Raw genomic sequence first — 24,320 nt, 5'->3', positions numbered from 1 at the left:
CCCAAGGACTCCAGTGAATTCCGTATCTCCCCCCGCCGCCCGGCCGGGCGGCCGTCTGCTCGGTGTCGACGTGCTCCGCGCGCTGGCCGTCCTCGGCATGGTCTGGGCGCACTTCGTGCTCACCGGCTGGCTCGCCGCCGCGCCCCCGGGCCGGCCGCCGAGCGAGTCGGTGCTGTGGATCAACGGCCTCGTCGGCACCCGCTCGCGCGAGATCTTCTTCCTTCTCGCCGGGCTCTCCCTCGCCCTGATGACCGGCGGCCACCGTCCGCGCGCCGGGGCGGCCCGGCGCACCGACCGACGCCGGATCCTGGTGCGGGCCGGACTGCTCCTGCTGCTCGGTCTGACGCTCGGGTCCCTGGGCGAGTGGGAGGTGCAGATCCTGCACTTCTACGCGCTGTGGCTGGTGCTCCTGCTGCCGTTGTCCCGGCTGCGGGTGCCGACGCTGCTCGGCCTCGCGGGGGCGCTGGCGGTGGCGGCGCCCGTCCTCAAGGTCGCCGCCGCGCGGGCGGGCGGCTGGGGGCTCGCCCCCGATCCGATGGACCCGGTCTTCCTGCGGCTGCACGGCGGCTTCTCCCTCCTCGCGCATCCCGGCGACTGGTGGCCGACCCTGCAGAACGTGCTCTTCGGGCTCGGCGGCAGCACCCAGGACACCGTCTCCGTCCTGCCGTTCCTCGTGCTCGGACTGGCCCTCGGGCGGCTCGACCTGCGGGACGCGGCGATACGGCTGCGGCTGCTCACGGCCGGAGCGGCCACGGCCCTCGTGGCGGTGGCGGCCGGGCTCGTCGCGATGTACCCGCTGGGCGCCGTGACGGCCGTGACGGCGTACCGGAATCCGCCGATGCCCGAGCTCCCCGCGGACGTGCCCCCGCCGCCGCCCCTGGTGCCGTGGCAGCAGCTGGTGACCCTCGGCCACCCGGGGCCCGCCGAGAAGCTGCTCAGCGTCGTGGAGGGCGTGATGATGCTCGGGCTGATCACGGCGCTCCTCGGCGGTCTGCTGATCCTGCTGGACCAGCGGCTGTGGCGGCGGCTGCTGCGCCCGCTGGCGGCCTTCGGCAGCATGGCGCTGACCTGGTACGTCGGCCACTTCCTGGTCCTGAAGGCGCTGCCTGTGCAGGCCGCTGGACCGGGCATGCCCGGCGGCCGGTCCGTGCTCGCCTTCGCGGTCTTCACGGCCGTCGCCCTGGCGGTGTCGCTGCTCTGGCGCCGCTTCCTGCGCCGTGGCCCGCTGGAGTGGCTGATGCACACGGTCACCACCCGGGCCGTGCCCGGGCGCGAGGAGGCGCGGCACGCGGTGGGCGGCCCGCGCGACCGGGTCAGCGTATGACGGCCTCCGCGAGGGCGTGCAGCCGCAGGGCCAGCTGGATCTCCAGGGCGCGGGCCGGGCTCTGCCAGTCGGGGCCGAGGAGGCGCCCGATCCGGTCGATGCGCTGGGCCACGGTGTTCACATGGACGTGCAGGTCGTCCTTGGTACGGGCGGGGCTCATCCCACAGGCGAAGTAGGCCTCCATGGTGCGCACCAGGTCGGTGCCCCGGCGCCGGTCGTACGCCACGACCTGGCCGACGGTCCGGTCGACGAAGCCCTCGATGTCGCGGGTGTCGGCGAGCAGCAGGCCGAGGAAGCCGAGGTCCTCGGCGGCGGCGCCCTCGCCCTGGCGGTGCAGCAGCCGCAGGGCGTCCAGGCAGCGGCGGGCCTCGTCGTACGCCGGGGCGACCCGGTCCGGGTGGGTGAGCGGGGCGGTGAGCGGGGCGGAGGCGCCGACGGTCACCGGCTCGTGGAGGGCCGCGCCCAGCTGGCGGGCGGCCTGCCGGGCCAGTTCGGCGGCGGTCTCGCCGGGGCCGAGGGGCAGCAGCAGGACCGTGCCGCCGTCGCGGGCGGAGGCGAGTCCGTGCCGGGTGGCGGCGAGGTGCGAGGCGGCGGAGCGCAGCCGCTGGCGGTCGGCGCTCTCCCGTCCGCCGGAGTCCGGCTCGGCTCCGGCGCCCGCCCGGTCGATGCGGGCGGCGAGCACCACATGGGGCGCGTCGCTGTCGGCGCGCAGCCGGGCGGCGCGCTCGCGCAGGAGCCGCCGGTCGCGGTCGGGCGCGTCGAGGAGGTCGTCGAGGAGCTCGCCCCTGACGCGCTGTTCGGCCTCGCCGGCGGAGCGGCGGGCGAGCAGCAGCAGCGAGGTCACCAGGGCGGCCCGCTCCAGGGTGCGCAGGTCGACGGGGTCGACGTCGGGGCTGTCGCGCAGGACGAGGGCGCCGAAGCTCTCGCCGCCGGCGGAGACGGCGGCGATCCAGTCGTCGCCCGCGCGGGTCGCGTGGCCCTCGGTGATCCGGCCGGGGGCGCGGCGCTCCTCGGTGAACTCGACGGTGCCGCCGAGGACTTCGGAGACGGCGGCGGCCACGTCGTGCACCCCGCCGCCGCGCAGCACGAGCTCGGTGAGCCGGTCGTGGACCTCGGAGGCCCGCTCGATGACGCCGCTGTGCTCGCGGATGATGTCGTTGGCCCGCTCCAGCTCGGCGAGGGCGGAGCGGGTCTCGGCGAGCAGGTTGGCGGTGTCGATGGCGACGGCGGCGTGGGCGGCGAAGGAGCCGAGCAGGGCGACCTGCTCGCGCTCGAAGACCCTGGCCCGCCGGTCGGCGGCGAAGAGGACGCCGATGACCTGGCTGCCGAGGGTGAGCGGCACGCCGAGGATGGCGACCAGGCCCTCGTCGCCCACGGCGCTGTCGATGGACTCGGTGTGCTGGAAGCGCGCGTCGTGGAAGTAGTCGTCGGTCACGTACGGCCGGGCGGTCTGGGCGACGAGGCCGCCGAGCCCCTCCCCCATGCCGAGCCTGACCTGCTGGAAGCGGGCGGAGACGGAGCCCTCGGTGACCCGCATGTAGGTGTCGCCGCGGACCGGGTCGTTGAGGCTGAGGTAGGCGACCTCGGTGCCGAGCAGGGAGCGGGCGCGCTGCACGATGGCCCGCAGCACGTCGTCGAGGTCGCGCAGGCCCGCGAGGTCGTTGGCGGTCTCGAAGAGCGCGGACAGCTCCGCCTCGCGCCGCCGCCGGCCCTCCAGCTCGGCCCGGACCCGCAGCGCGAGCTGCTTGGCCTGCTCCAGCTGGGCCAGCTCCTCGGGGCCCGCGCCGCTCGCTCGGGCGAGCAGCGCGGGCCGGTCGTACGCCTCGGTGGCGGCGCCGCGGGCGAGGAGCTCCAGGTAGACGGCCTGTTCGTGGGTCATGGTCACAGGGATACCTGCCGTACGGGGGGTCGCACCAGCCCTGTGGACAACCGCCTGTGGACAACGGACTCGGCGCGAGAGTGCTCAGTGGGCCGTCCAGCCCCCGTCGAGGATCAGCGAGGTGCCGGTGACGAACGAGGCCTGCGGGGTGCAGAGGTAGAGCACGGCCTCGGCGACCTCCTCGGGCTCGATGAGCCGCTTCAGCGCCGAGTCCTTCAGCAGGACCTCGGTCAGGACCCGTTCGGCGGGGATGCCGTGGGCGGCGGCCTGGTCGGCGATCTGGCGCTCGACCAGGGGCGTGCGCACATAGCCGGGGTTGACACAGTTGGAGGTGACCCCGTGGGGGGCGCCTTCGAGGGCGGCGGTCTTGGAGAGGCCCTCCAGACCGTGTTTGGCGGCCACATAGGCCGACTTGAAGGGCGAGGCGCGCACCCCGTGGACGGAGGAGAGGTTCACGATCCGGCCCCAGCCGCGCGCGTACATCTCCGGCAGCGCGCCCCTGATCAGCCGGAACGGCGCCTCCAGCATCACGGTGAGAACGGTGTGGAAGACCTCCGGGGGGAACTCCTCGATGGGCCGGACGAGCTGGAGTCCGGCGTTGTTCACGAGGATGTCGGTGCCCGCGGCGGCCGCCTCGGCGGCGTCGAGGTCGGTGAGGTCGAGCAGCTGCGGCTCGACCGCGCCCGCGAGGCCCCGGGCGGCGCCCGCCAGTTCGTCGAGGCCTTCGGCGGCCCGGTCGACGGCTCTGACCCGGGCCCCGGCGGCGGCGAGCCGCAGCGCGCAGGCCCGGCCGATGCCGCTGGCGGCGCCGGTGACGAGCGCGGTGCGCCCGGAGAGGTCGAGGGTGACGGCCCCGGGTACGGGCCCGGGCGCGGGGGCCTGGGCCGGTACGGGACCTGGTGTGGTGGGGGCGCTCATGCTCCGCACCCTATGAAGCGCCCCACCCCCGACCGATGTGTTCCCCACCCATAGTTCAGCCCTGGGAGGTGGTGTCGAACCATGTGGGTTCGTCGGCCAGCGCCTTCTCGATCCGGAAGTACGAGAACCGCTTCATCTCGGGCAGCCGGTCGGTCTCGAACCAGCCGACCTCCAGCGACTCGTCGTCGTTGACGCGGGCCTCGCCGCCGACGGCCCGGCAGCGGAAGGACACGTCCATGAACTGGCACTGGTCGCCGTTGGGGTAGACGACCGGCCTGCGCAGGGTCTGCACGAGCACGATCCGCTCGGTCACGCAGTGCACGCCGGTCTCCTCGAACACCTCGCGGACGGCGCAGTCGGCGGGCTGCTCGCCGGGCTCGACGATCCCGCCGATGACCGCCCACATGCCGGTGTCGGCACGCCGGCCGAGCAGCACCCGTCCGCGGTCGTCGAAGACGACCGCGCTCACGCCCGGCAGGAAGAGCAGTTGATGGCCCGCGGAGGCCCGGATGTCACGGATGAAGTCTGGGGTGCCCATGGGCCGACCCTAGATCATCTTCCGGGCCCGGGACGGACCGCCCGGGTCAGGCCCCGGTGGCCGTCCGGCCCCGCCTGGCCCGCACGGAACGGGCGACCGACCAGCCGAGACCTGCGGCGGCCACGGCCACGAGCAGCGCCTCGGGGAGCGTGCCCATGCGGGTCGCGGGGGTCAGCGAGGAGCGCAGCGGCACCTTCTCGACCAGCACGTCCGGCGTGAACATCTTGGTCTGCGCCACGATCTCGCCGTCCGGGCGGATGATCGCGCTGACGCCGCTGGTGACCGGCACGACCACGCTGCGGCTGTGCTCGACGGCGCGTACCCGGGACATCGCGAGCTGCTGGTAGGTCATCTCGCTGCGGCCGAAGGTCGCGTTGTTGCTGGGCACGGAGATCAGCTGGGCGCCGTGCGTGACGGTGTCCCGCACCGCCCAGTCGAAGGCCGCCTCGTAGCAGGTGGCCAGGCCGACCTTGGTGCCGGCGAGGTCGAAGACGCCGACCTTGGTGCCGGGGCCGAAGTCGCGGCGGACCCGGTCGACGTTGCTGTTGAAGAGGCGCACGAAGGACCGCATCGGGATGTACTCGCCGAAGGGCTGGACATGCCGCTTGTCGTACTCGGCGACCGGACCGCGCCCGGGGTTCCACTGGATGAGGGTGTTGCGCAGCTTGCCGGTCTCGGGCGCGATCACGGCGCCGATCACGGTGGGCGCGTTAATCGCCCGGACCGCCTGGTCGATCACCTCGTAGGCGTCGGGGTTGGCGTACGGGTCGATGTCGGAGGAGTTCTCCGGCCACAGCACCAGGTCCGGCTGCGGCTTCCGGCCCGCCTTCACGTCGGCGGCGAGCTCCTTGGTGCGGTTGGCGTGGTTGTCGAGCACCGCGCGGCGCTGGGAGTTGAAGTCGAGACCGAGGCGCGGCACGTTGCCCTGCACCGCGGCGACCGTGGCGGTGCCGTCCTCGGCGGAGTCGTCCACCAGCGGCAGCGCGGCCAGCGCGCCGGTGACGGGCACGAGCACGGCGAGCGCGGCGGCGACGAGCGCGCCCCGCGCCAGGGGCACCCGAGCGGCGTCCACCCCGGACGCCCCCTCCGCACCGGACGCCTCGTCCGCACCGGCGCGGCGCCGCTCCAGCACCAGCCGCACCACCTCGTACAGGCCGAAGCCGCACAGCGCGACGGCGAAGCCGAGCACCGGGGTGCCGCCGACGGCGGCGAGCGGCAGGAAGACGCCGTCCGCCTGCCCGAAGGCGATCTTGCCCCAGGGGAAGCCGCCGAACGGCACGCGCGCGCGTGCCGCCTCGCCGAGGATCCACACGGCGGCGGCGAAGACCGGCCAGACGGGCAGCCGGGAGACCGCGGCGATCCCCGCGCCCGCGGCGGCGACGAACAGCGCCTCGACGGCGGCCAGCGCCAGCCAGGGCCCGGGGCCCACCTCCTCGCCGGTCCACACCAGGAGCGGCAGCAGGAAGCCGAGCCCGGCCAGGTAGCCGAGCCCGAAGCCGGCCCGCAGCCGTCGGCCGCGCAGGGTCCAGCCGAGCAGCCCGAAGGCGGGCAGCGCGAGCCACCACAGCGGCCGGGGCGGGAAGCTCAGGAAGAGCAGCAGCCCGGACAGGACGGCCGCACCGGGCCGCAGCAGCCGCCGCAGGCCACGGACCCGCCCCGGCACGGAAGCGGGTTCGGGCACGTCGACGGGGGTAATGGTGGCGCTCACCTGGCGGAGTCTAGCCGCGCCCCATGTAAGCCCGGCGTGACGGCTCCTCCAGAGGACATCGCCGCCTCACACGGCCGCGCCCCGCGCCCCCTCACACCCCCGCCGGCCCCGCCGGCCCCGTGGGCGCGGCCCTCCGCAGCAACCCCCGGATCGCCCGTACCGCCGACTCCGCGTCGTCCACCGTCACCGTGAACGTCCGCCCGTCGCCGAGCCGCAGCACCAGGCCCTCGCCGCGCCGGACGACGACCGCCGTCCCCTTCTCGGGGCGCCAGCGGTAGCCCCAGCCGCCCCACTGGCGCGGGGTGACGGAGGGCTCGAAGTCGGCGCCGACCACGTGGGAGAGGGGGATGCGGCGGCGCGGCACGCCGATGTGGCCGCAGCGGACCTCCATGGCGTCGTCGTCGACGCGTACCGCGACATGCACGAAGGCGAGGGTGCCGAAGAGCACGAGGACGCCCGCGGCGACGCAGCCGATCACGGCCATGAGCAGCGGTGCGACGCCGGAGGTCCAGGGGGACTCGACGGCGAGGGTGATGCCGAGCGCCATGCAGGCGGCTCCGGCGACGGCCGGCAGCCACTGGAGGCGGTTGGTCGCCCGGCCGGTCCAGACCGCGGGCGCGGGTCCTTCGGGACCCCGGTGCGAGGAGTGCTCCCTCATGCTCGCAGCCTACGCACGTTCCCGTGCTGCGGCGCCTCCGTCGCGCCGTGCGGGTGAGGCCGCTCAGCGCGCGGCGGCGGCCGTCCCCAGGAAGCGCCCCTGCGGGTAGGCGAGCGCGGCGGCCGGCAGCCCGCCGGCGCGGCCGCTCAGGAGCACGGTGAGGGTGCCGGTCGGGGCGGCGGCCGGGTCGGCCTCGGCCCCGATGCGCCGGAACGCCTGGGCGACGACGGCGTCCGCCGAGCCGTGCAGGACGACGGGCGGCAGCTCCGTACGGTCGAGGGCGGCGCGGATCTGCTCGTCGACGAGCTCGTAGTGGGTGCAGCCGAGCACGACGGCCCGGACGTCCCGGGGCGTGAGCGCGGCGGCGGCGGCGACGGCCCGCCGTACGCCCTCGGCGTCGTCGTGCTCGACGGCGTCGGCGAGACCCGGGCAGGGCACCTCGGTGACCTCGGCGCCGTCGGCGAAGTCGTGGATGAGCCCGCGCTGGTAGGGGCTGCCGGTGGTGGCCGGGGTCGCCCAGATGGCGACCTTGCCGCCGCCGACGGCCGCGGGCTTGATCGCGGGCACGGTGCCGATCACGGGGATACGGGGCTCCAGCGCGGCGCGCAGCGCGGGCAGGGCGTGCACGGTCGCGGTGTTGCAGCCGACGATCAGCGCGTCCGGCTCGTGCGCGGCGGCGGCCCGGGCCACGGCCAGCGCCCGCCCGGTGAGGTCCTCGGGGGTGCGCGGGCCCCAGGGCATGCCGTCCGGGTCGCAGGAGACCACCAGATCCGCGTCGGGCCGCATACGGCGAACCGCGGCCGCTGCCGGGAGCAGGCCGATTCCGGAGTCCATCAGCGCGATCTTCACCCGGTCACCCTAGCCGACCACCCTTGCATCCCCGGCGATCTGGGGCAGACTGCGGCGAATGAGCCCCCTTGCCTGGATCGCGATCGCCTCCCTGGCCGTCTGGGCCTGGCTGCTCCTCGGCCAGGGATTCTTCTGGCGCACGGACCAGCGCCTTCCCGTGCCGGCCCGCACGCCCGAGGCGTGGCCCCGGGTCGTGGTGGTGGTGCCGGCCCGTGACGAGGCGGAGGTGCTGCCGCTGAGCCTGCCCTCGCTGCTCGCCCAGGACTATCCGGGGCCGGCGGAGGTGATCCTGGTGGACGACGGGAGCACCGACGGCACCGGCCGGATCGCCGAGGAGCTCGCGGCGTGCCAGGCGGGTCTGCCGCTGACCGTGGTCGCGCCGGGCGAGCCCGAGCCCGGCTGGACGGGGAAGCTGTGGGCGCTGCGGCACGGGACGGCGCTGGCCCAGGCGCGCGGGCCGGAGTTCCTGCTCCTGACGGACGCGGACATCGCGCACGAGCCGGACAGTCTGCGGCTGCTCGTGGAAGCGGCGACGGGGCACGACCTCGACCTGGTGTCGCAGATGGCCCGGCTGCGGGTGGCGAGCTCCTGGGAGCGTCTGATCGTCCCGGCCTTCGTCTACTTCTTCTGCCAGCTCTATCCGTTCCGCTGGATCAACCGGCGGCGCCCCCTGGCGACGGCGGCCGCGGGCGGCTGCGTGCTGCTGCGGACGGAGGCGGCGAAGCGGGCCGGGGTGCCGGAGGCGATCCGGCAGGCGGTCATCGACGACGTGTCGTTGGCGCGGGCGGTGCGGGGTGTGGGCGGGCGGATCTGGCTGGGGCTCGCGGACCGGGTGGACAGCGTCCGCCCGTATCCGCGCCTGGGCGACCTGTGGCGGATGGTCTCGCGCAGCGCGTACACGCAGCTCCGGCACAGCCCCGCGCTGCTGGCGGGGACCGTCGCGGGTCTCGCGCTCGTCTATCTGGCGCCGCCCGCGGCCCTGGTGGCGGGGCTGTTCACGGAGGACGCCCCGGCGGTGTGGGCGGGCGGTGCGGCCTGGGCGGTGATGACCTTCACGTATCTGCCGATGCTCCGCTACTACCGGCAGCCGCTCTGGCTGGGGCCGCTGCTCCCCTTCACCGCGTTCCTCTATTTGTTGATGACGGTGGACTCGGCGGTGCGGCACTACCGGGGGCGGGGTGCCGCGTGGAAGGGGCGGACTTACGACCGGCCGGAGAAATCGGCGCCGCAGCGCGCTTTTCCCGACACACGGAGTAATGACGGAACGCCGCCGCAACACCGCCGTCATTAAAGAGGTGCGTGACGCGGCCCTCGGGAGTCGCCGGAACCCCTTTGTCACCAGTGGTTTTCTTTACGTCAATCTGACACCGGACCCGCCGGTAACCCCTCCTCAGCTTGGGTTTTGCAAGATCCATACACTGCCGGACGTCCGTTTTTGTCACGTTCGATCGCATTGGGGATCGACAGCCACTCAGAACCCGTCAACCAAGCGCCTTTCCGGACTCCCCATAGGGCACATCGTGGGCTTACCTTATGAGCCATGACCTCCCCGCGCTCCACCTACGGAGGCGGTTACTACACCGCGCCGTCGTTCCCCGACACCCCGATCTACGACTCCCTCGTCGCAGAGCGGGGCACGCCTCAGATCGCCCCGATCCGAGTGCCCTCCGCGTACGACACCGGCAGCGGCTTCCCCGGAAGCGGCGGCTACCTGCCGGCGCTGCCCGCGGCCCTGCCCGCCCTCCCGGCGGCCCCCGCCCCCCAGCAGCCCATGCCGTCCTACGGCGGCCACGGCGGCGCGTACGGCTACCCCCAGCCCGCGCAGCAGATGGCCCCCGTGCCCCTGCAGCACGCCCCCACCCCGTACATCCCGCAGCAGCCCGTCGCCCCGCGCGGCTATCCGGGCCCGCAGGCGCCGCAGCAGCCGCGTCCGGCGGCCGGCGGGTACGAGGCGATGCGCCCGGCCGCCCCCCGGCCGATGCCGACGCCCACCGGATACGAGGACCCGTACAACCGCCCGTACCCGGGCCGCGGGTACTGATCGCTTCGGCCGGGAGGGCGACTGGCAGGATGGCGCCATGCCGAATCCTGTCTTGCGCTCCGTCCACGTCCACCCGGTCAAAGCACTGCGCGGGTTCTCGCCCGCCCAGGCGGAGGTCGAGCCCTGGGGACTGGCCGGTGACCGCCGCTGGACCGTGGTGGACACCACGGGCAAGGTCGTGACCCAACGCCAGCACGCGCGGCTGGCGTTGGCCTCGGCCGCCCTGCTCCCGGACGGCGGCGTCACGCTGTCCGCCCCCGGTTTCGAGCCGCTCACGGTCGAGGTGCCGGCCTCCGGCGGACAGACGCCGACGATCACCACGGAGATCTTCGGCGACCTGGTGGAGGCCGTCCACGCCGACCCCGCGGCGGACGCCTGGTTCAGCGCGTACCTGGAGAGCGAGGTCCGCCTCGTCCACATGGACGACCCGGCGAGCCGGCGGCCCGTCGACCCGGACTTCGCGCTGCCCGGCGAGACCGTCAGCTTCGCCGACGGCTACCCGCTGCTCGCCGCCACCACCTCCTCGCTCGACGCCCTCAACTCCCTGATCGCCCAGGGCGACCACGCCGACGAGGGCCCGCTGCCGATGAACCGCTTCCGGCCGAACGTCGTCATCGACGGCACCGCCCCCTGGGCCGAGGACGGCTGGCGCCGCCTCGCCATCGGCGAGGTCACCTTCCGGGTCGCCAAGGCCTGCGGCCGCTGCGTGGTCACCACCACCGACCAGGAGACCGCCGAGCGCGGCAAGGAGCCGCTGCGCACCCTGGCCCAGCACCGCAGGCAGGGCAGCAGCCTGATCTTCGGCCAGAACCTGGTCCCCGAGCACCGGGGTGTCATCAAGGCCGGCGACCCGGTCGAGATCCTGGACTGACCCGCCCGCCGCACGCGCCGCTCACCCGCTCGACAGGCGGGGAACCCTCCCCCGGGGCACACTCGTTGGAAGAACGGACAACGAGGGGGTGCGGAGCGTGCGTGCAGCCATCGGACTCTGGCGCTGGCGGCGCAATCCCCTGCGCCGGACCACCGACGTGATCGAGGCCTGGGTCGCCCTCACGGCGGCCGTGCTGCTGTGCCTGGCCGTGCCCGCGGCCGGGGTGGTCGCGGGCCTCTCGGCCGACGCGTCGCTCCAGCGCTCGGTCCGCAGCCAGTACGAGGAGCGGGTGCCGACCGTCGCCCGGGTGGTGCGGATCGCCGCCGAGGACACCGGGGAGCGGACCGCCGAGGCCGCCGGGGAGCAGCGGCTCAGGCCCGCCGTGGTCGCCGACTGGACCGCCCCGGACGGCAGCGCCCGGACCGGCACGGTGAACACCACCCTGAAGCACGCGCGCCCCGGCGACTCCTTCCCGCTGTGGACCGACCGCTCGGGCCGGGCCGTGCCCCCGCCCATGCACGCGGAGACCGCGCGGGCGCACGCCCTGATCGCGGGCCTGACCCTGGCGCTGCTCGCGGGCCTGGTCGTGGAGACCGCCAGACGCCTGGTCGTACACCGGCTGGTACGGCGGCGGTACGCCCGTCTCGACCGCGCCTGGGCCCAGGCCGGTCCCGACTGGGGCCGTACGGGGACGGGCAGCTGACCCGTCAACTCCGTGGCGCCGCGCGCGCTACGGTGGGGCATCGGATCAGCGTCGGCGCACGAGGCGGGGGCAGAGCACACCCATGGCACAGGGCACGGTCCAGGTGACGCACACCGGAACGTCGCGATGGCGGCGCCGTACGGGCGAGTACGCCTCCCTCGCCGCCGCCCTGGAGGCCGCGGGCGACGGCGACGTCCTCACCGTGGCCCCCGGCACCTACCGGGAGAACCTGGTGATCCAGCGGACCGTCACCCTGCGGGGCGGCGACGGCGGCTCGGTGCGGATCGCGCCGGCCGACGGGGTGCCGCTGACCGTGCGGGCCTCGGCCACCCTGCGGGACCTGCACATCGAGGGGCAGGACGCGGCTGCGCCCGCGCTGCTCGTCGAGGACGGCACCCCGGAGCTCCTGGACCTGCGGATCAGCACCCGCTCCGCCGCCGGCATCGAGGTGCGCGGCGCGGCCCGCCCCACCGTGCGCCGCTGCACCGTGGACAACCCGGCCGGTGTCGGCATCGCCGTGCTCGACGGGGCGGGCGGGATCTTCGAGGAGTGCGAGGTCGTCTCCGCGGGGCAGTCCGGCGTCTCCGTGCGCGGCGGCGCCCACCCCCGGCTCGAACGCTGCCGGGTGCACCACGCCTCGGGCGCGGGCATCGCCGTCAACGGCGAGGGCAGCGGCCTTGAGGCCGTCGGCTGCGAGGTGTACGAGATCAAGGGCACCGGCCTCCAGATCGCCTCCCGCGCCACCGCCCACCTCGGCGACTCCACCGTGCACCGGACCTCCGCCGACGGCATCACCCTCGACACGGACGCCGTGCTGACCCTCTCCGACTGCGACATCCACGACATCCCCGAGAACGCCGTGGACCTGCGCTCGCGTTCGGTGCTCACGCTGACCCGCTCGACGGTACGGCGGTTCGGGCGCAACGGCCTCTCGGTGTGGGACCCGGGGACCCGGGTGGACGCCAACCAGTGCGAGATCCACGACAGTACGGGCGACTACCCGGCGGTCTGGGTGAGCGACGGGGCGACGGCCGTCCTCGACTCCTGCCGGGTGCACGACGTGCCCGACGCCCTCTTCGTCCTCGACCGCGGCTCGCGCGTCGACGTGGTCGACAGTGACCTGTCCCAGGTGCGCAACACGGCCGTGTCGGTGAGCGACGGCGCCACCGCGCAGCTCGACGACTGCCGGATCCGCGAGGCCGCCACGGGCGCCTGGTTCCGCGACCACGGCAGCGGCGGCACCCTGGGCGGCTGCACCATCGACGCCGTGCAGACCGGGGTCATCGTCACCAAGGGCGCCGACCCGACGATCGAGCGCTGCACGGTCACCTCCCCCGCCGAGGCCGGGTTCTACGTGTCGGCCGAGGGCCGGGGCTCCTTCCACGGCTGCCGGGTGACGGGCAGCGGCGGCTACGGCTTCCATGTCATGGACGGCTGCCGGACCACGCTGCGCGGCTGTCGTACGGAGCGGTGCGCGCGCGGTGGTTACGAGTTCCCCGAGGAGGGGCCGGTCGCCGAGGACTGCACCAGTGACGAGAGCCAGCTGCGGACGGCCGCCGCCCCGGACGCCGGCACGGTCCTGACGGCGACGCGGACCGGCGGGCTGCTCGGCTCCGTGCCGCCGGCCCGCGCCCCCGCCGCCCCGGCCCCGGCCCCGGAGGCGCCGCCCGCGCCGGCCGAGGCGCGCTCCTCGCACGAGGTGCTGGGCGAACTGGACACGCTCGTCGGCCTGGAGAGCGTCAAGCACGAGGTGCGGACCCTCACCAACATGATCGAGGTCGGCCGCCGGCGTCAGGAGGCGGGCCTGAAGGTGGTGTCCGCCCGCCGCCATCTCGTCTTCACCGGCAACCCGGGCACGGGCAAGACGACGGTGGCCCGGCTGTACGGCGAGATCCTGGCCTCGCTCGGCGTGCTGGAACGCGGCCATCTCGTGGAGGTGTCCCGGGTCGACCTGGTCGGCGAGCACATCGGCTCGACCGCGCTGCGCACCCAGGAGGCCTTCGACCGGGCCCGCGGCGGAGTGCTGTTCGTCGACGAGGCGTACGCGCTGTCCCCCGAGGACTCGGGGCGGGACTTCGGCCGTGAGGCGATCGACACGCTGGTGAAGCTGATGGAGGACCACCGGGACGCGGTGGTGGTGATCGTGGCCGGGTACACGGCGGAGATGGACCGCTTCCTGACCGTCAACCCCGGTGTGGCGTCCCGTTTCTCACGGACCATCACCTTCAGCGACTACGTGCCCGAGGAGCTGCTGCGGATCGTGGAGCAGCAGGCGGAGGAGCACGAGTACCGGCTCGCCCCGGGCGCGGGCGAGGCGCTGGTGAAGTACTTCACCGAGCTGCCCAAGGGCCCGGCCTTCGGCAATGGGCGCACCGCCCGCCAGACCTTCGAGTCGATGGTGGAGCGGCACGCCGGGCGGGTCGCCGTGCTCGCCGAGGCGGACACGGACGACCTGACGCTGCTCTACCCGGAGGACCTCCCGGAGCTCCCCTGACCCGGACTCCCCTGGTCCGCCGGGGCGTTGACGCGCTGGCGGGGCAGCGCGGGCGGTAGCCGGTCCAGGAGCGCGGCGCGCGCGGCGGCGAACTCGGGGTCGGCCTGGTAGTCGGAGTGCCCCAGGATCGGTTCGGGCAGCGGGTGTTCGCGGGTGCGCCCGTACGCGACGGGGTCGCGCAGCACGGGACGGTCGACGGCCGGCCGGTCGCCCTGCGCCGGGACCCGCACCGGCCCGCCGATCGGGTCGGTCGCCCGGTACAGGTTGCTCCAGCAGTGCACGGTGCGGTGCAGTCCGTTCAGCGCCTCGGGGCCGAAGTAGGCGGGGAACCAGCGCCCGTAGAGCCGCTCCAGCGGGGAGCCGTAGGTCAGCAGGGCGACCCGGGCGCGGGTGGCGGGCGGCAGCTGCCAGACGGCGGCGGCCGCGAGGACGCTGCCCTGGGAGTGCCCGGAGATGACGAGCCGGCCGCCGGTGCGCCGGGTCCAGGAGCTCATCCGCCAGGTGAGGTCGGGCACGGCCCGTTCGGCGTAGCAGGGCGGGGCGAAGGGGTGGGCGGCGCGCGGCCAGAAGGTGCCGACGTCCCACAGGATGCCGATCGTGCGCCGCGCGGAGGGGTCCTTGTAGGCGCGCCTGCCCCAGGTGACGAAGAGCAGGAAGCCGAAGCCGATCATCCAGGAGCCGAGCGCCTGGGCGGCGGTGGCGGCCGAGGCGACCGCCGCGTGGGCGCCGTCGAAGGCGCGTCCCGGCACGTTGCCGCTGGCCCAGGCGCCGGCCACGGAGACGGCGCCGAGGAGCAGGGTGGCTCCGGAGACGACGCCGACGAGGCCGGGCGCGGAGTCGGTGAGGGCGGCGCGGGCCCGCCCGGCGGCGATCTGGCCGGTGCGGACGGGGTCGGGGTCCTCGGAGGCGTAGTCGGCCTCGACGGCCGTGCGCAGGGTGCGGGCGGCCAGGGCGGTACGGACGACGAGGACGGCGCCGGGGACGAGGAGCAGCAGGAGCAGGACGGGGATGACGGACGCCTGCCAGCTGAGCAGCACGGGCGGCCCGGTGATGAGCCCCCGGCCGGTGCCGGGGGTGCCGGGGCCGTCGAGCCAGTCGGCGACCCGCTGGGCGACGCCGCCGGACATGACCCCGCCGAGGGCGCAGGCGAGCATGGCGACGGCCGGGCCGCCGAGCCCGTACAGGGCGGTGCGCGGATCGCGGCGCGGGCGGCACAGGACCAGGGCGACGACGGCGAGGGCGACGACGAGCGCGCCCTGGGCCACGGTGAGGGTGCCGAAGACGACGTCGCCCGGCAGGGTGCCGGTGGAGATCCAGCCGGGGCGGGACCAGCCGGTGTGCAGGGCGGTGAGGGCGAGCAGCAGCAGGGCGGTGGCGGGCAGCCAGGACACCAGGGCCTGTTCGATCCGCAGGTCGAGGCGGTTCTCGCTGCGGCCCCGGCGGCAGACCACCACGACGACGACCAGCGCGAGGATCACGAGGGCGCTCCGGACGACCAGGCCGAGGGCCCACAGGAGGCCGTCGTGGGTGTCGTGCCGGGCCGCCGCCCCGGCGAGGACGGCGGCGACGGTGAGGAAGCCGGCGGCGGTGTGCGCGGCGCGCAGCCGGGCCACGAGCCGGCGGCCGAACCAGAAGCCGGGGCGGCCGAGCGCGGGCCGCAGCTCGGCGGGGGCCTCGGCGTCGGCGGACTCCGTGTCCGGGGCGGGCGGCCGCTCCGGGCCGGGAGCGGTCTCGTAACCGGCGGGCGGGCGCTGGGCCTCGTACGCGCTCCAGGTGCGGTTGGAGAGGTACCAGAGCAGTCCGACGAGCGCGGCGGGGACGACGGCGGCGAGGGCGAGCCTGCGGCCCGGCTGGGACCACCAGCCGCCGCGCTCGGCGGAGAGGAAGCCGAGCCAGGAGCGCTGCGCGGCGCAGGCTCCGGAGCCCGCGCACTGCCAGGCGGTCAGGTCGAGGGCGACCTCGCAGGCGGCGGCGGTGAGCAGCACGGTGAGGGTGAGCGCCACGAGCCGGACGAGGACCCCGTAGAGGCGTACGAGGCGGGGCCGGCCCTCGGTGGGCGGGCGCATCCAGTGGGCGAGGTTGGCGACCATGAACGGCAGGAGCAGCAGCCACAGGGCGCGCGATCCGTTGCCGGAGGTGAGGTTGGACCAGCAGTAGGCCTCGGGGACGGGGCGGTCGGCGTAGCGCTCGGGGTGGTCCTCGGCGTCGAGATCGTCCCTGCGGCGGTACATCGCGGCCGTCCGGTCGCCGGTGACCCGCGCGGTGCGCGGGTCGTCCAGCATGTCGGCCGCGGTGGCTCCGCCCACGCCGTGGACGAGCAGTTCGAGCGCCGCACCCCCGCTCTTCGGGTCGGGTGTGGCAGGGGACACTTCGGTGACTCGCTCTCTGAGTGGGAGGATTCGACGTGAGCATCAGGATCGCGGACGGCCGGGCTCCTCGGCACGGCCCTCCCGGATTCCGACACCCCTTCTACCCATTCCCCATTTCTCCCCTCTTCCCTACGGAAAGGACCGGCCCCGGCGGATGAGTGACAATCAGAACCTCCTCGCGGAACAGCGGCGCGCCCTGATTCTCGACGAGGTGCGGCGGCGCGGGGGCGTCCGGGTCAACGAGCTGACCCGCCGTCTCAACGTCTCCGACATGACGGTCCGCCGGGACCTGGACGCGCTGGCCCGGCAGGGGGTGGTCGCGAAGGTGCACGGCGGGGCGGTGCCGGTGGTCGAGGCGAGCAGCCACGAGCCGGGGTTCGAGGCGAAGTCGGCGCTGGAGCTCGGGGCGAAGGAGGAGATCGCCCGGGCGGCCGCCGCGATGGTGCGGCCGGGGACGGCGATCGCCCTCTCGGGCGGTACGACCACGTACGCGCTGGCCCGGCATCTGCTCGACGTGCCGGACCTGACGGTGGTGACCAACTCGGTGCGGGTCGCGGACGTCTTCTACGAGGCGCAGTACGCGGGCTCCGGCGGGGAGGCCCGGCCGGGGGCGGCGACGGTGGTGCTGACCGGCGGGGTGCGCACGCCGTCGGACGCGCTGGTGGGGCCGGTGGCCGACCAGGCGATCCGCTCGCTCCACTTCGACGCGCTGTTCCTGGGGGTGCACGGCATCTCGGTGGAGGCCGGTCTGTCGACGCCGAACCTGGCGGAGGCCGAGACCAACCGGCGGCTCGTGCAGGCGGCGCGCCGGGTGGTGGTCGTCGCCGACCACACCAAGTGGGGGACGGTGGGGCTGAGTTCGTTCGCGACGCTGGAGGAGGTCGACACCCTGGTGACGGACCCGGGCCTGTCGGCGGAGGTGCGCGAGGAGATGGCGGAGCGGCTGCCGGGGCTCGTGGTGGCGGGCGAGGAGCCGGAGTGAGGCCGCGGCCGGTCCGGGCGGGGCGGCCCGGATGAGCCGCTTCCGGATCGAGCGGACGGTGCCGCTGCCGCCCGCGGAGGTGTGGCGGCGTCTTACGGACTGGCCGGCGCACGGGGCGCGGGTCCCGTTCACGCGCACGACGGTGCTCACGGCGGGACCGAACGCGGTGGGCACCCGGTTCACGGCCAGGACCGGGGTGGGGCGGCTCGCCTTCGACGACCCGATGGAGGTCGTGACCCTCGAACCTCCGGCGCCGGGCCGCACGGGGGTGTGCCGGCTGGTGAAGCTGGGGCGGGCGGTACGGGGTTCGGCGTCGTTCGAGGTGACGGGCGCCGAGGGGGCGGACGGGTCCGCGGGCAGCCGGATCGTGTGGGTGGAGGAGCTGCGCCTGCGCGGTGTTCCGGCCGCCCTCGATCCCGTACTGGCCCTGGCGGGAAGGGTGTTGTTCGGCCGGGCCCTGGACGGACTACTACGGAACTGACGACTTGTCAGCTACGGTGGGGTTCCGCAACCACGCCCCGCCCGACGGGAGGTACCGCCCATGGCACGCCGACTGAGGCCGGTGGAGCTCGACTTCGTCGCGTCCGCGCCCCTGCGCCTGGTGTTCACCACCGGACTCGCCGCCCCGCCCGCGGCGGTGTACCGGTCGCTGGCGGTGGAAGTGGCCAGCACACCGGCGTGGTTCGGCGCGGTGACGTCCGCCACGCCGACCGACGGCGGCGCGGGACGGACGGTCCGGCTGCGGGGCGGGGTGGAGTTCCGCGAGACGATCTTGGCGACCGACCCGGGCGCCCGCTACGCCTACCGGGTCGACCGGACCAACGCCCCCGGGCTCTCCGCGCTCCTGGAGGAGTGGGTGCTCTCCCCCACGGCGGAGGGCACCCGGGTCCGCTGGACCATGGCCGTCGACGGGAACGGCCCCTGCCGGCTGGCGATGCGGCTGGCCCGGCCGGGCGTCGGCAAGTCCTTCCGGGACGCGATGCGCAACCTGGAGCGGCGGCTCACTCCGGCCAGACACCCGTCGCCAGGAAGCGCTCGACCGTAGCGGCGTACGGCGCGATGTCGAGGCCCTGCTCGGCGAGCCAGGCGTCCGAGTAGTACTTGTCGAGGTAGCGCTCGCCCGGGTCGCAGATCAGGGTGACGACGCTGCCGGTGCGCTTCTCCGCGACCATCTGGGCGATGATCTTGAACGCGCTCCACAGGCCCGTGCCGGTGGAGCCGCCGGCCTTGCGGCCGATCGCCGTCTCCAGGGCGCGGACGGCGGCGACGCTCGCCGCGTCGGGCACCTTCATCATGCGGTCGATGGCGCCGGGCACGAAGCTGGGCTCCATCCGGGGCCGGCCGATGCCCTCGATCCGCGAGCCGCAGTCCGAGGTGGCCTCCGGGTCGTGGTGGGTCCAGCCGTCGAAGAAACAGGAGTTCTCGGGGTCGGCGACGCACACCCGGGTGTCGTGCTGCATGTAGTGCACATAGCGGGCGATGGTCGCCGAGGTGCCGCCGGTGCCGGCCGTGGCCACGATCCACGCGGGCTCCGGGTACCGCTCCAGCTTGAGCTGCTGGTAGATCGACTCGGCGATGTTGTTGTTGCCGCGCCAGTCGGTGGCCCGCTCCGCGTACGTGAACTGGTCCATGTAGTGGCCGCCGGTGCGCTCGGCGAGCGCGGCGGCCTCGTCGTAGATCGTGCGCGAGTCGTCGACGAAGTGGCACTGTCCGCCGTGGAACTCGATCAGGCGGCACTTCTCGGGGCTGGTGGTGCGCGGCATCACGGCGATGAAGGGCACGCCGATCAGCTTGGCGAAGTAGGCCTCGGAGACGGCGGTCGAGCCGCTGGAGGCCTCGATGACGGGCGCGCCCGGGCGGATCCAGCCGTTGCACAGGCCGTAGAGGAAGAGCGAGCGGGCCAGCCGGTGCTTGAGGCTGCCGGTCGGGTGGGTCGACTCGTCCTTGAGGTACAGGTCGATGCCCCAGCTCTCGGGGAGCGGGAAGCGCAGCAGGTGGGTGTCGGCCGAGCGGTTGGCGTCGGCGTGGACCTTGCGCACGGCGTCCTTGAGCCAGGACCGGTAACCGGGGTCGCTGCGGTCGACGTCGACGGTGACCATGGCGCTGCGCGCGAGGTCGTCGGTGCTGGTCATGTGCGCCTCTTCTCATGGGATGTGCAACGGTGCCCCACGCATCGACAATACCCCTCTCACCTGGGCAAACGTTCCCTTTGGGGGTCCATAGGGGTGGCTTGCAGGCGCCCGCGCGGCGGGGTGCGCGCGGCTCCTGGGAGAGGCCTGCTGGTGCCGGGGGCGGCGGCCCGGCACACTGGGGTGGGAGTGCCTGCGCGAAGGGGGCGGAGCAAGATGACGGAACCCGAGTTCACGGCCACAGGGGTACGGATCGACCGCTGGCCCAGGTCGCTGACCCGCGCGGGCGAGGTCCGCGTCGAGGACGGCCGGCTCTCCCTGCTGACCAGTTACGGCAGCGAGATCGACAGCGCGCCGGTGGAGAAGGTCCGGGCGGGCCGGCCCTGGTTCGCGAAGTCCGACGAGGCGGTCGCGACGGTGAACGGCACGCGCTACCGGATCTCCGGCATGGCGGGTTCGGGGCGGCTGCTCGATGTGCTCAGGAAATCCGGTCCGCGGTCCTGACCTGCGGCGAGTCGCCGCGAGTTGCGGCCCGGTCACCACTGGTCCAGGCTGGGACCACCTCACCGAGGGTTTACCGGCGGTGACGCTGCGAGCCGGCCCACCGTCCTGCTACACCGCATGACAGATCCGAACCTCCGTCTTCTTCCGGACCTATTTCGGGGAGTCGCAGCCGTGATCAGCGAGCCCAGCAGGTACTGCACGGTGGAGCTCCAGGCCCTGCCGTCGCGGATCGGTCAGGTCCGCAGAATCGTTTCGGCGCAGTTGCGCCACTGGCAGCTCGACACGTTGATCGACCTTGCCGCGCTCGGGGTCACCGAGCTCCTGACCAACGTCCACCGGCACGCCAGGACCGACAAGACGTGCACCGTGGAGGTCGAGCTGCTGCTCGACCGTCTCACCGTCTCGGTCCGCGACCACGATCCGCGGATACCGGACCTGGCCGAACCCGCCGCCGATGACGAGGAGTTCGCCACCTCGGGCCGCGGCCTCGCCATCATCGAGGCGATGAGCGAGAGCTGGGGCGTCCGCCCCCAGGGCGATTCCGGCAAGGTCGTCTGGTTCACACTCCAGGCACCCCCGTCACCGGTGGCGGACCCGCCGAGCTCCCCTGTGATGTACGGGGCGATGACGGCGGGCCCGCTGGAGTCGGCGGCGCTGGTGCGCTGAGGCCGGCTCGGGCGCACGGACCGGCTCCGGCGCACGGGACCGGCGTACAGGGCCGGATTCCGATCCGACGCCCCGTCACTCCGTGGCGATGGCCCGCAGGACGTCCAGCCGGGCGGCCCGCCGGGCCGGGCGCCAGGCGGCGGTCGCTCCGGCGGCGAGGCCGACCGCGGCGACGGTCGCGAGCTGCGCGGGCGGGAGGGCGAAGACGAAGGCGCTGTCGCTCGCGCCGTCGGAGGCGCGGACCAGGACCCAGCCGAGGAAGCCGCCGAGGAGCAGCCCTCCGGTCGTGCCGAAGGCGGCGATCAGGACGGACTCCCAGCGGACCATGGCCCGCAGTTGGGAGCGGGTCTGGCCGACGGCCCTGAGCAGGCCCAGTTCGCGGGTGCGCTCGTGGACGGCGAGGGTCAGCGTGTTGGCGATCCCGAGCAGGGCGATCAGCACCGCGAGCGCGAGCAGCGCGTAGACGAGCGTCAGCATCATGTCGATGCCGGCCGCCGACGACTGCGCGTACGCGTCCCTGGTCTGCACCTGCGGGTTGCCGTACCGGGCCGCGACCCGCTCCACCGCCACCTTGCCCGCGTCCGTGGAGACACCGTCCCGGAGGGCGACGGCGACCAGCCGGTCGGCGTCCTGGGCGCGGTGCGGGGCCCAGGCGGCGCGGGTGAGGACATAGTCCCCGGCCAGTTCGGACCGCTGGTACACGGCCCTGACGGTGAAGGTCCGCCGGGTGCCGTCGGCGAAGGTCAGCCGGGCCGTGCGCCCCGGGGCCAGCCCGTACCGGTCGGCCTCGGCGGACGCGACGGCGAGCCCGTCCGTGCCGAGCCCGTCCAGGGAGCCCCGTACGGTCCCGAGGTCGAAGGTACGGGCGAGCGCCGCCGGGTCGGTGACGGTGAGGGCCCGGCCCCGGCCGTCGACCTCCGCCACGCCCCGGCCGAGCCCGACGGCGGTCTCGACCTCGGGCAGCGCCGCCACCGCGGGCCCCAGTTTCGGGCTCAGGCCGCTGCCGCCCGCCCCGAAGGACGGCGAGCCGATGGCGAGGTCCCCGGCGAAGGAGTGCGAGACCGTGCGGTCCATGGTGGTCTTGAGCGAGGCCCCGAAGACCGTGAAGAGCGAGACGACGGCGACGCCGATCATGAGCGCCGTGGCGGTGGCGGCGGTCCGCCGGGGGCTGCGCAGCGCGTTGCGGCGCGCGAGACCGCGGTTGGCGCCGCGCAGCGGGCCGCCGAGGATCCGTACCGCGTACGAGGAGGCCGGCGGGCCCAGGACGACGAAGGCGGCCAGGGCGAGCACCGCGCCGCTGCCCGCGAGCCACAGCGAGGGCGGGCCGAGCACCCCGGCGAGGGCCAGGCCCACGGCCAGGGCGAGGAGTCCGGCCCCCGCGACGGTACGGGTGCGGGAGGCGGCGGAGTCGTCCACGGCCGTCTCGCGGAGCGCGGCGAGCGGCGCGGTGCGCCCGGCCCGTACGGCCGGCAGCAGGGCCGAGCCGACGCAGACGGCGAGCCCGACGGCGAACGGCAGGGCCAGGGACAGGCCCTTGACCACCAGGTCCCCCTCGGGGAAGGGGAAGCCGATCACCGGGAAGAGCGCCTGGAGCCCGGCGGCCACGCCGATGCCGCCGAGGAGACCGGCCCCGGAGGCGAGGACCGCGACGGCGACGGCCTCGGTCAGCGTCATCGCGACGACCTGCCGCCGGGCGGCGCCGAGGGCGCGCAGCAGCGCGTTCTCGCGGGTCCGCTGGGCCACGACGATCGCGAAGGTGTTGTGGATGGAGAACACCGAGACCAGCAGGGCGACTCCGCTGAACACAAGCAGGAAGGTGGTGAAGAGGGTGAGGAAGCGGCCGGAGACCGACGCGTTGCTCTCGTCAGTGGCCTGCTGCCCGGTCAGGGCCTCGACCCCCTTCGGGAGTACGGGGTCCAGGGCGGCGACCAGTTCCCGCTGGGAGATCCCGGGACCGGCCCGTACGAGGATGTCGGAGGCGTCCCCGGCCTTCGGGGTGAGGTACTTCTCGGCGTCCGCGCGGGTGAGCCCGGTGTAGGTGACCTGGCCCATGCCGTCCGCGCCGCCGAAGGTGGCGAGGCCGACGACGGTGACGCGCAGCGGGTCGGGGGTGCGCAGGACGGTGGTGGAGCCGAGCGTCAGGCCGGCGGCCTTCGCCGCGCCCCGGTTGACGACGGCCTCGCCGCTCTTCCGCGGGGCGCGGCCCTCGGCGAGGGCGTACGGGTTGAGCTCGGGGTCCGGGATCCAGTATCCGGCGAGGGTGGGCGGCCCCTGCCCGCCGACCGGCTTGCCGTCGGCGCCGACGAGCTGCCCGGCCCCCTCGATGCGGGGCACGGCGGCGGCGACGCCCGGCACGCGGGCGACGCGGTCGGCGAGTGCGGCGTCGACGGGGCGGCGGGTGCCCTGCGCCTCCCCGGCCACCGTCACCACGTTCGTGCTGCGCACCACGGCGTCCGTGCCGCGGTTGGCGTCGGCGAACAGGGTGTCGAAACCGGCCCGCAGGGTGTCGCCCATGACGAGGGTGCCGGTGAGGAAGGCGACGCCGAGCAGGACGGCGGCGAAGGTGCCGAGGAAGCGGCGCCGGTGGGCGCGGAGGGAGGAGAGGCTCAGCCGCAGCGTGCTGGTCATGTCACCGCTCCCCTGCGGTCGAAGGCCTTCATCCGGTCCAGGACCCCGTCGGCGGTCGGGCGGGGCATCCGGTCGACGAGCCGCCCGTCGGCGAGGAAGACGACCTCGTCGGCGTGGGCGGCGGCCACCGGATCGTGGGTGACCATGACGACCGTCCGGCCGGTGCGCCGGACGGTGTCGCCCAGGAGCCGCAGCACCTCCTCGCCGGAGCGGGAGTCGAGGTTGCCTGTGGGTTCGTCGGCGAAGACGACGTCCGGGCTCCCGGCGAAGGCCCGGGCGACGGCGACGCGCTGCTGCTGACCCCCGGAGAGCTCGCCCGGCCGGTGATGGAGCCGGTCGCGGAGCCCCACGGCGTCGATCAGCGCGTCGAGCCGGGCCCGGTCGGGGGCGGTGCCCGCGAGGTCCAGGGGCAGGGTGATGTTCTCCGCGACGGTGAGGGTCGGCAGCAGGTTGAAGGCCTGGAAGACGAAGCCGATCCGCTCCCGGCGCAGCAGCGTCAGGCGCCGGTCGTCGAGGGCGGACAGATCGGTGTCGCCGATCAGGGCGGAGCCGGAGGTGAGGGTGTCGAGACCGGCGGCGCAGTGCATCAGGGTGGACTTGCCGGAGCCCGAGGGGCCCATGATGGCGGTGAAGCGTCCGGCCGGGAAGTCGACGCTCACCCCGTCCAGGGCCCTGACCTCGGTGTCCCCGCCGCCGTACACCTTGACGGCGTCGACGACGCGGGCGGCGGGGGCGGTCATGACCGCCGCCCCTTCTCCCCGGAGGTACGGCCGAACTGCTCCTCCAGGACGGTCAGCCGCCGCCAGTACTCGTCCTCGTCGATCTCGCCGGCCGCGAAGCGGTGGCCAAGCAGGGCGATCGGCGACCGCTCGTCGACGCGCGGGGTCCAGGGGCCGCGGTGGCGGCGCGGGCCGAAGCGGCGCAGGACGGTGACGACGGCGACGATCACCGCCGCCCAGACGAACGGGAAGAGCAGGACCCAGGGGCCGGGTCCCGCGTAGGCGAGGGTGTTCATCGTGCTCAGCTCCTCGTGCGGTGGATGCGAGGGTTCGGTGGATG

22 protein-coding genes are annotated in these 24,320 nt (G+C 74.6%); 11 read left to right on the top strand and 11 right to left on the bottom strand.

The annotated features are described in order from the left end of the window. Positions 1 to 13: 13 nt before the first annotated feature. Positions 14 to 1,324 (top strand): DUF418 domain-containing protein, encoded by a 1,311-nt coding sequence (locus ABTZ54_RS23920; RefSeq protein WP_351666608.1) that lies wholly within the window; start codon positions 14 to 16, stop codon positions 1,322 to 1,324. On the opposite strand, the gene ABTZ54_RS23915 is transcribed toward ABTZ54_RS23920, so the two are convergent. From ABTZ54_RS23915 to ABTZ54_RS23890, 6 genes are all read right to left on the bottom strand, one after another. Next, positions 1,314 to 3,203, bottom strand: coding sequence for a helix-turn-helix domain-containing protein (locus tag ABTZ54_RS23915; RefSeq protein WP_351666606.1), 1,890 nt, complete (start codon positions 3,201 to 3,203; stop codon positions 1,314 to 1,316). The two genes, ABTZ54_RS23920 and ABTZ54_RS23915, sit on opposite strands and share 11 nt — an antisense overlap. An 84-nt stretch (positions 3,204 to 3,287) precedes the next feature. Then, positions 3,288 to 4,121: a 3-hydroxybutyrate dehydrogenase gene (locus ABTZ54_RS23910; protein WP_351666605.1), complete on the bottom strand. Its 834-nt coding sequence runs from the start codon at positions 4,119 to 4,121 to the stop codon at positions 3,288 to 3,290. Positions 4,122 to 4,176: 55 nt separating this feature from the next. Further along, positions 4,177 to 4,659 (bottom strand): NUDIX hydrolase, encoded by a 483-nt coding sequence (locus ABTZ54_RS23905; RefSeq protein ID WP_351666604.1) that lies wholly within the window; start codon positions 4,657 to 4,659, stop codon positions 4,177 to 4,179. Between the two features lie 46 nt (positions 4,660 to 4,705). Continuing rightward, on the bottom strand, positions 4,706 to 6,367 hold the full coding sequence (gene lnt, locus ABTZ54_RS23900; RefSeq protein WP_351666602.1) for an apolipoprotein N-acyltransferase: 1,662 nt from the start codon (positions 6,365 to 6,367) through the stop codon (positions 4,706 to 4,708). A 91-nt stretch (positions 6,368 to 6,458) separates the two neighbouring features. Continuing rightward, positions 6,459 to 7,025, bottom strand: coding sequence for a PH domain-containing protein (locus ABTZ54_RS23895; RefSeq protein WP_351666600.1), 567 nt, complete (start codon positions 7,023 to 7,025; stop codon positions 6,459 to 6,461). Positions 7,026 to 7,088: 63 nt separating this feature from the next. Continuing rightward, on the bottom strand, positions 7,089 to 7,874 hold the full coding sequence (locus tag ABTZ54_RS23890) for a glutamate racemase (protein ID WP_351666598.1): 786 nt from the start codon (positions 7,872 to 7,874) through the stop codon (positions 7,089 to 7,091). A 58-nt stretch (positions 7,875 to 7,932) separates the two neighbouring features. Between ABTZ54_RS23890 and ABTZ54_RS23885 the strand changes: the two genes are divergently transcribed. The 5 genes from ABTZ54_RS23885 to ABTZ54_RS23865 all read left to right on the top strand — a co-directional run bounded on the left by ABTZ54_RS23885 (position 7,933) and on the right by ABTZ54_RS23865 (position 13,983). Beyond that, entirely contained in the window at positions 7,933 to 9,165 is a 1,233-nt protein-coding gene (locus ABTZ54_RS23885) for a glycosyltransferase (RefSeq protein ID WP_351666596.1), read from the top strand. A 249-nt stretch (positions 9,166 to 9,414) separates the two neighbouring features. Continuing rightward, the gene (locus tag ABTZ54_RS23880) at positions 9,415 to 9,915 is read left to right on the top strand and encodes a DUF6643 family protein (RefSeq protein ID WP_351666594.1); all 501 of its coding nucleotides are present in this window, start codon (positions 9,415 to 9,417) and stop codon (positions 9,913 to 9,915) included. A gap of 37 nt (positions 9,916 to 9,952) precedes the next feature. Next, on the top strand, positions 9,953 to 10,786 hold the full coding sequence (locus tag ABTZ54_RS23875) for an MOSC domain-containing protein (protein ID WP_351666592.1): 834 nt from the start codon (positions 9,953 to 9,955) through the stop codon (positions 10,784 to 10,786). 97 nt (positions 10,787 to 10,883) lie between these two features. Further along, positions 10,884 to 11,489: an Rv1733c family protein gene (locus tag ABTZ54_RS23870; RefSeq protein WP_351666590.1), complete on the top strand. Its 606-nt coding sequence runs from the start codon at positions 10,884 to 10,886 to the stop codon at positions 11,487 to 11,489. Between the two features lie 82 nt (positions 11,490 to 11,571). Beyond that, a complete protein-coding gene (locus ABTZ54_RS23865; protein WP_351666588.1) occupies positions 11,572 to 13,983 on the top strand; it encodes a right-handed parallel beta-helix repeat-containing protein in 2,412 nt (803 codons plus the stop codon). On the opposite strand, the gene ABTZ54_RS23860 is transcribed toward ABTZ54_RS23865, so the two are convergent. Next, positions 13,953 to 16,352: a hypothetical protein gene (locus ABTZ54_RS23860; protein WP_351666586.1), complete on the bottom strand. Its 2,400-nt coding sequence runs from the start codon at positions 16,350 to 16,352 to the stop codon at positions 13,953 to 13,955. The two genes, ABTZ54_RS23865 and ABTZ54_RS23860, sit on opposite strands and share 31 nt — an antisense overlap. A 154-nt stretch (positions 16,353 to 16,506) precedes the next feature. On the opposite strand from ABTZ54_RS23860, the gene ABTZ54_RS23855 reads away from it, so the two are divergent. The 3 genes from ABTZ54_RS23855 to ABTZ54_RS23845 are packed head-to-tail and all read left to right on the top strand — an operon-like array spanning position 16,507 to position 18,379. Continuing rightward, complete coding sequence (locus ABTZ54_RS23855) at positions 16,507 to 17,334, top strand: DeoR/GlpR family DNA-binding transcription regulator (RefSeq protein ID WP_351666584.1); 828 nt, start codon at positions 16,507 to 16,509, stop codon at positions 17,332 to 17,334. A gap of 31 nt (positions 17,335 to 17,365) precedes the next feature. Continuing rightward, a complete protein-coding gene (locus tag ABTZ54_RS23850) occupies positions 17,366 to 17,815 on the top strand; it encodes an SRPBCC family protein (protein ID WP_351666582.1) in 450 nt (149 codons plus the stop codon). 60 nt (positions 17,816 to 17,875) lie between these two features. Further along, complete coding sequence (locus ABTZ54_RS23845) at positions 17,876 to 18,379, top strand: SRPBCC family protein (protein WP_351666580.1); 504 nt, start codon at positions 17,876 to 17,878, stop codon at positions 18,377 to 18,379. Here the strand turns inward: ABTZ54_RS23845 and cds1 are convergent. After that, complete coding sequence (cds1, locus tag ABTZ54_RS23840; protein WP_351666578.1) at positions 18,336 to 19,466, bottom strand: L-cysteine desulfhydrase Cds1; 1,131 nt, start codon at positions 19,464 to 19,466, stop codon at positions 18,336 to 18,338. The genes ABTZ54_RS23845 and cds1 overlap by 44 nt on opposite strands. Before the next feature lie 213 nt (positions 19,467 to 19,679). On the opposite strand from cds1, the gene ABTZ54_RS23835 reads away from it, so the two are divergent. After that, a complete protein-coding gene (locus tag ABTZ54_RS23835) occupies positions 19,680 to 19,967 on the top strand; it encodes a hypothetical protein (protein ID WP_351666576.1) in 288 nt (95 codons plus the stop codon). A gap of 171 nt (positions 19,968 to 20,138) precedes the next feature. After that, entirely contained in the window at positions 20,139 to 20,633 is a 495-nt protein-coding gene (locus tag ABTZ54_RS23830) for an ATP-binding protein (protein ID WP_351666574.1), read from the top strand. A gap of 75 nt (positions 20,634 to 20,708) precedes the next feature. Here ABTZ54_RS23830 and ABTZ54_RS23825 read toward each other — a convergent pair whose 3' ends face one another. Genes ABTZ54_RS23825 through ABTZ54_RS23815 form a run of 3 tightly spaced genes read right to left on the bottom strand, consistent with a single transcriptional unit; the run spans position 20,709 to position 24,276 of the window. Beyond that, positions 20,709 to 23,261 (bottom strand): FtsX-like permease family protein, encoded by a 2,553-nt coding sequence (locus tag ABTZ54_RS23825; RefSeq protein WP_351666572.1) that lies wholly within the window; start codon positions 23,259 to 23,261, stop codon positions 20,709 to 20,711. After that, positions 23,258 to 24,001: an ABC transporter ATP-binding protein gene (locus ABTZ54_RS23820; protein ID WP_351666570.1), complete on the bottom strand. Its 744-nt coding sequence runs from the start codon at positions 23,999 to 24,001 to the stop codon at positions 23,258 to 23,260. Before ABTZ54_RS23820 ends, ABTZ54_RS23825 begins: the two co-directional genes overlap by 4 nt. Next, positions 23,998 to 24,276, bottom strand: coding sequence for an SHOCT domain-containing protein (locus tag ABTZ54_RS23815; RefSeq protein ID WP_351666568.1), 279 nt, complete (start codon positions 24,274 to 24,276; stop codon positions 23,998 to 24,000). The genes ABTZ54_RS23820 and ABTZ54_RS23815 overlap by 4 nt, the downstream gene beginning before the upstream one ends. Positions 24,277 to 24,320: the final 44 nt, after the last annotated feature.

Origin of the sequence: Streptomyces sp. NPDC094032, from assembly GCF_040303965.1 — a bacterium.
Classification (GTDB): Bacteria; Actinomycetota; Actinomycetes; order Streptomycetales; family Streptomycetaceae; genus Streptomyces.
Note: the sequence above shows the minus strand (reverse complement) of the source record. Positions and strands in the feature narration are given on the sequence as shown.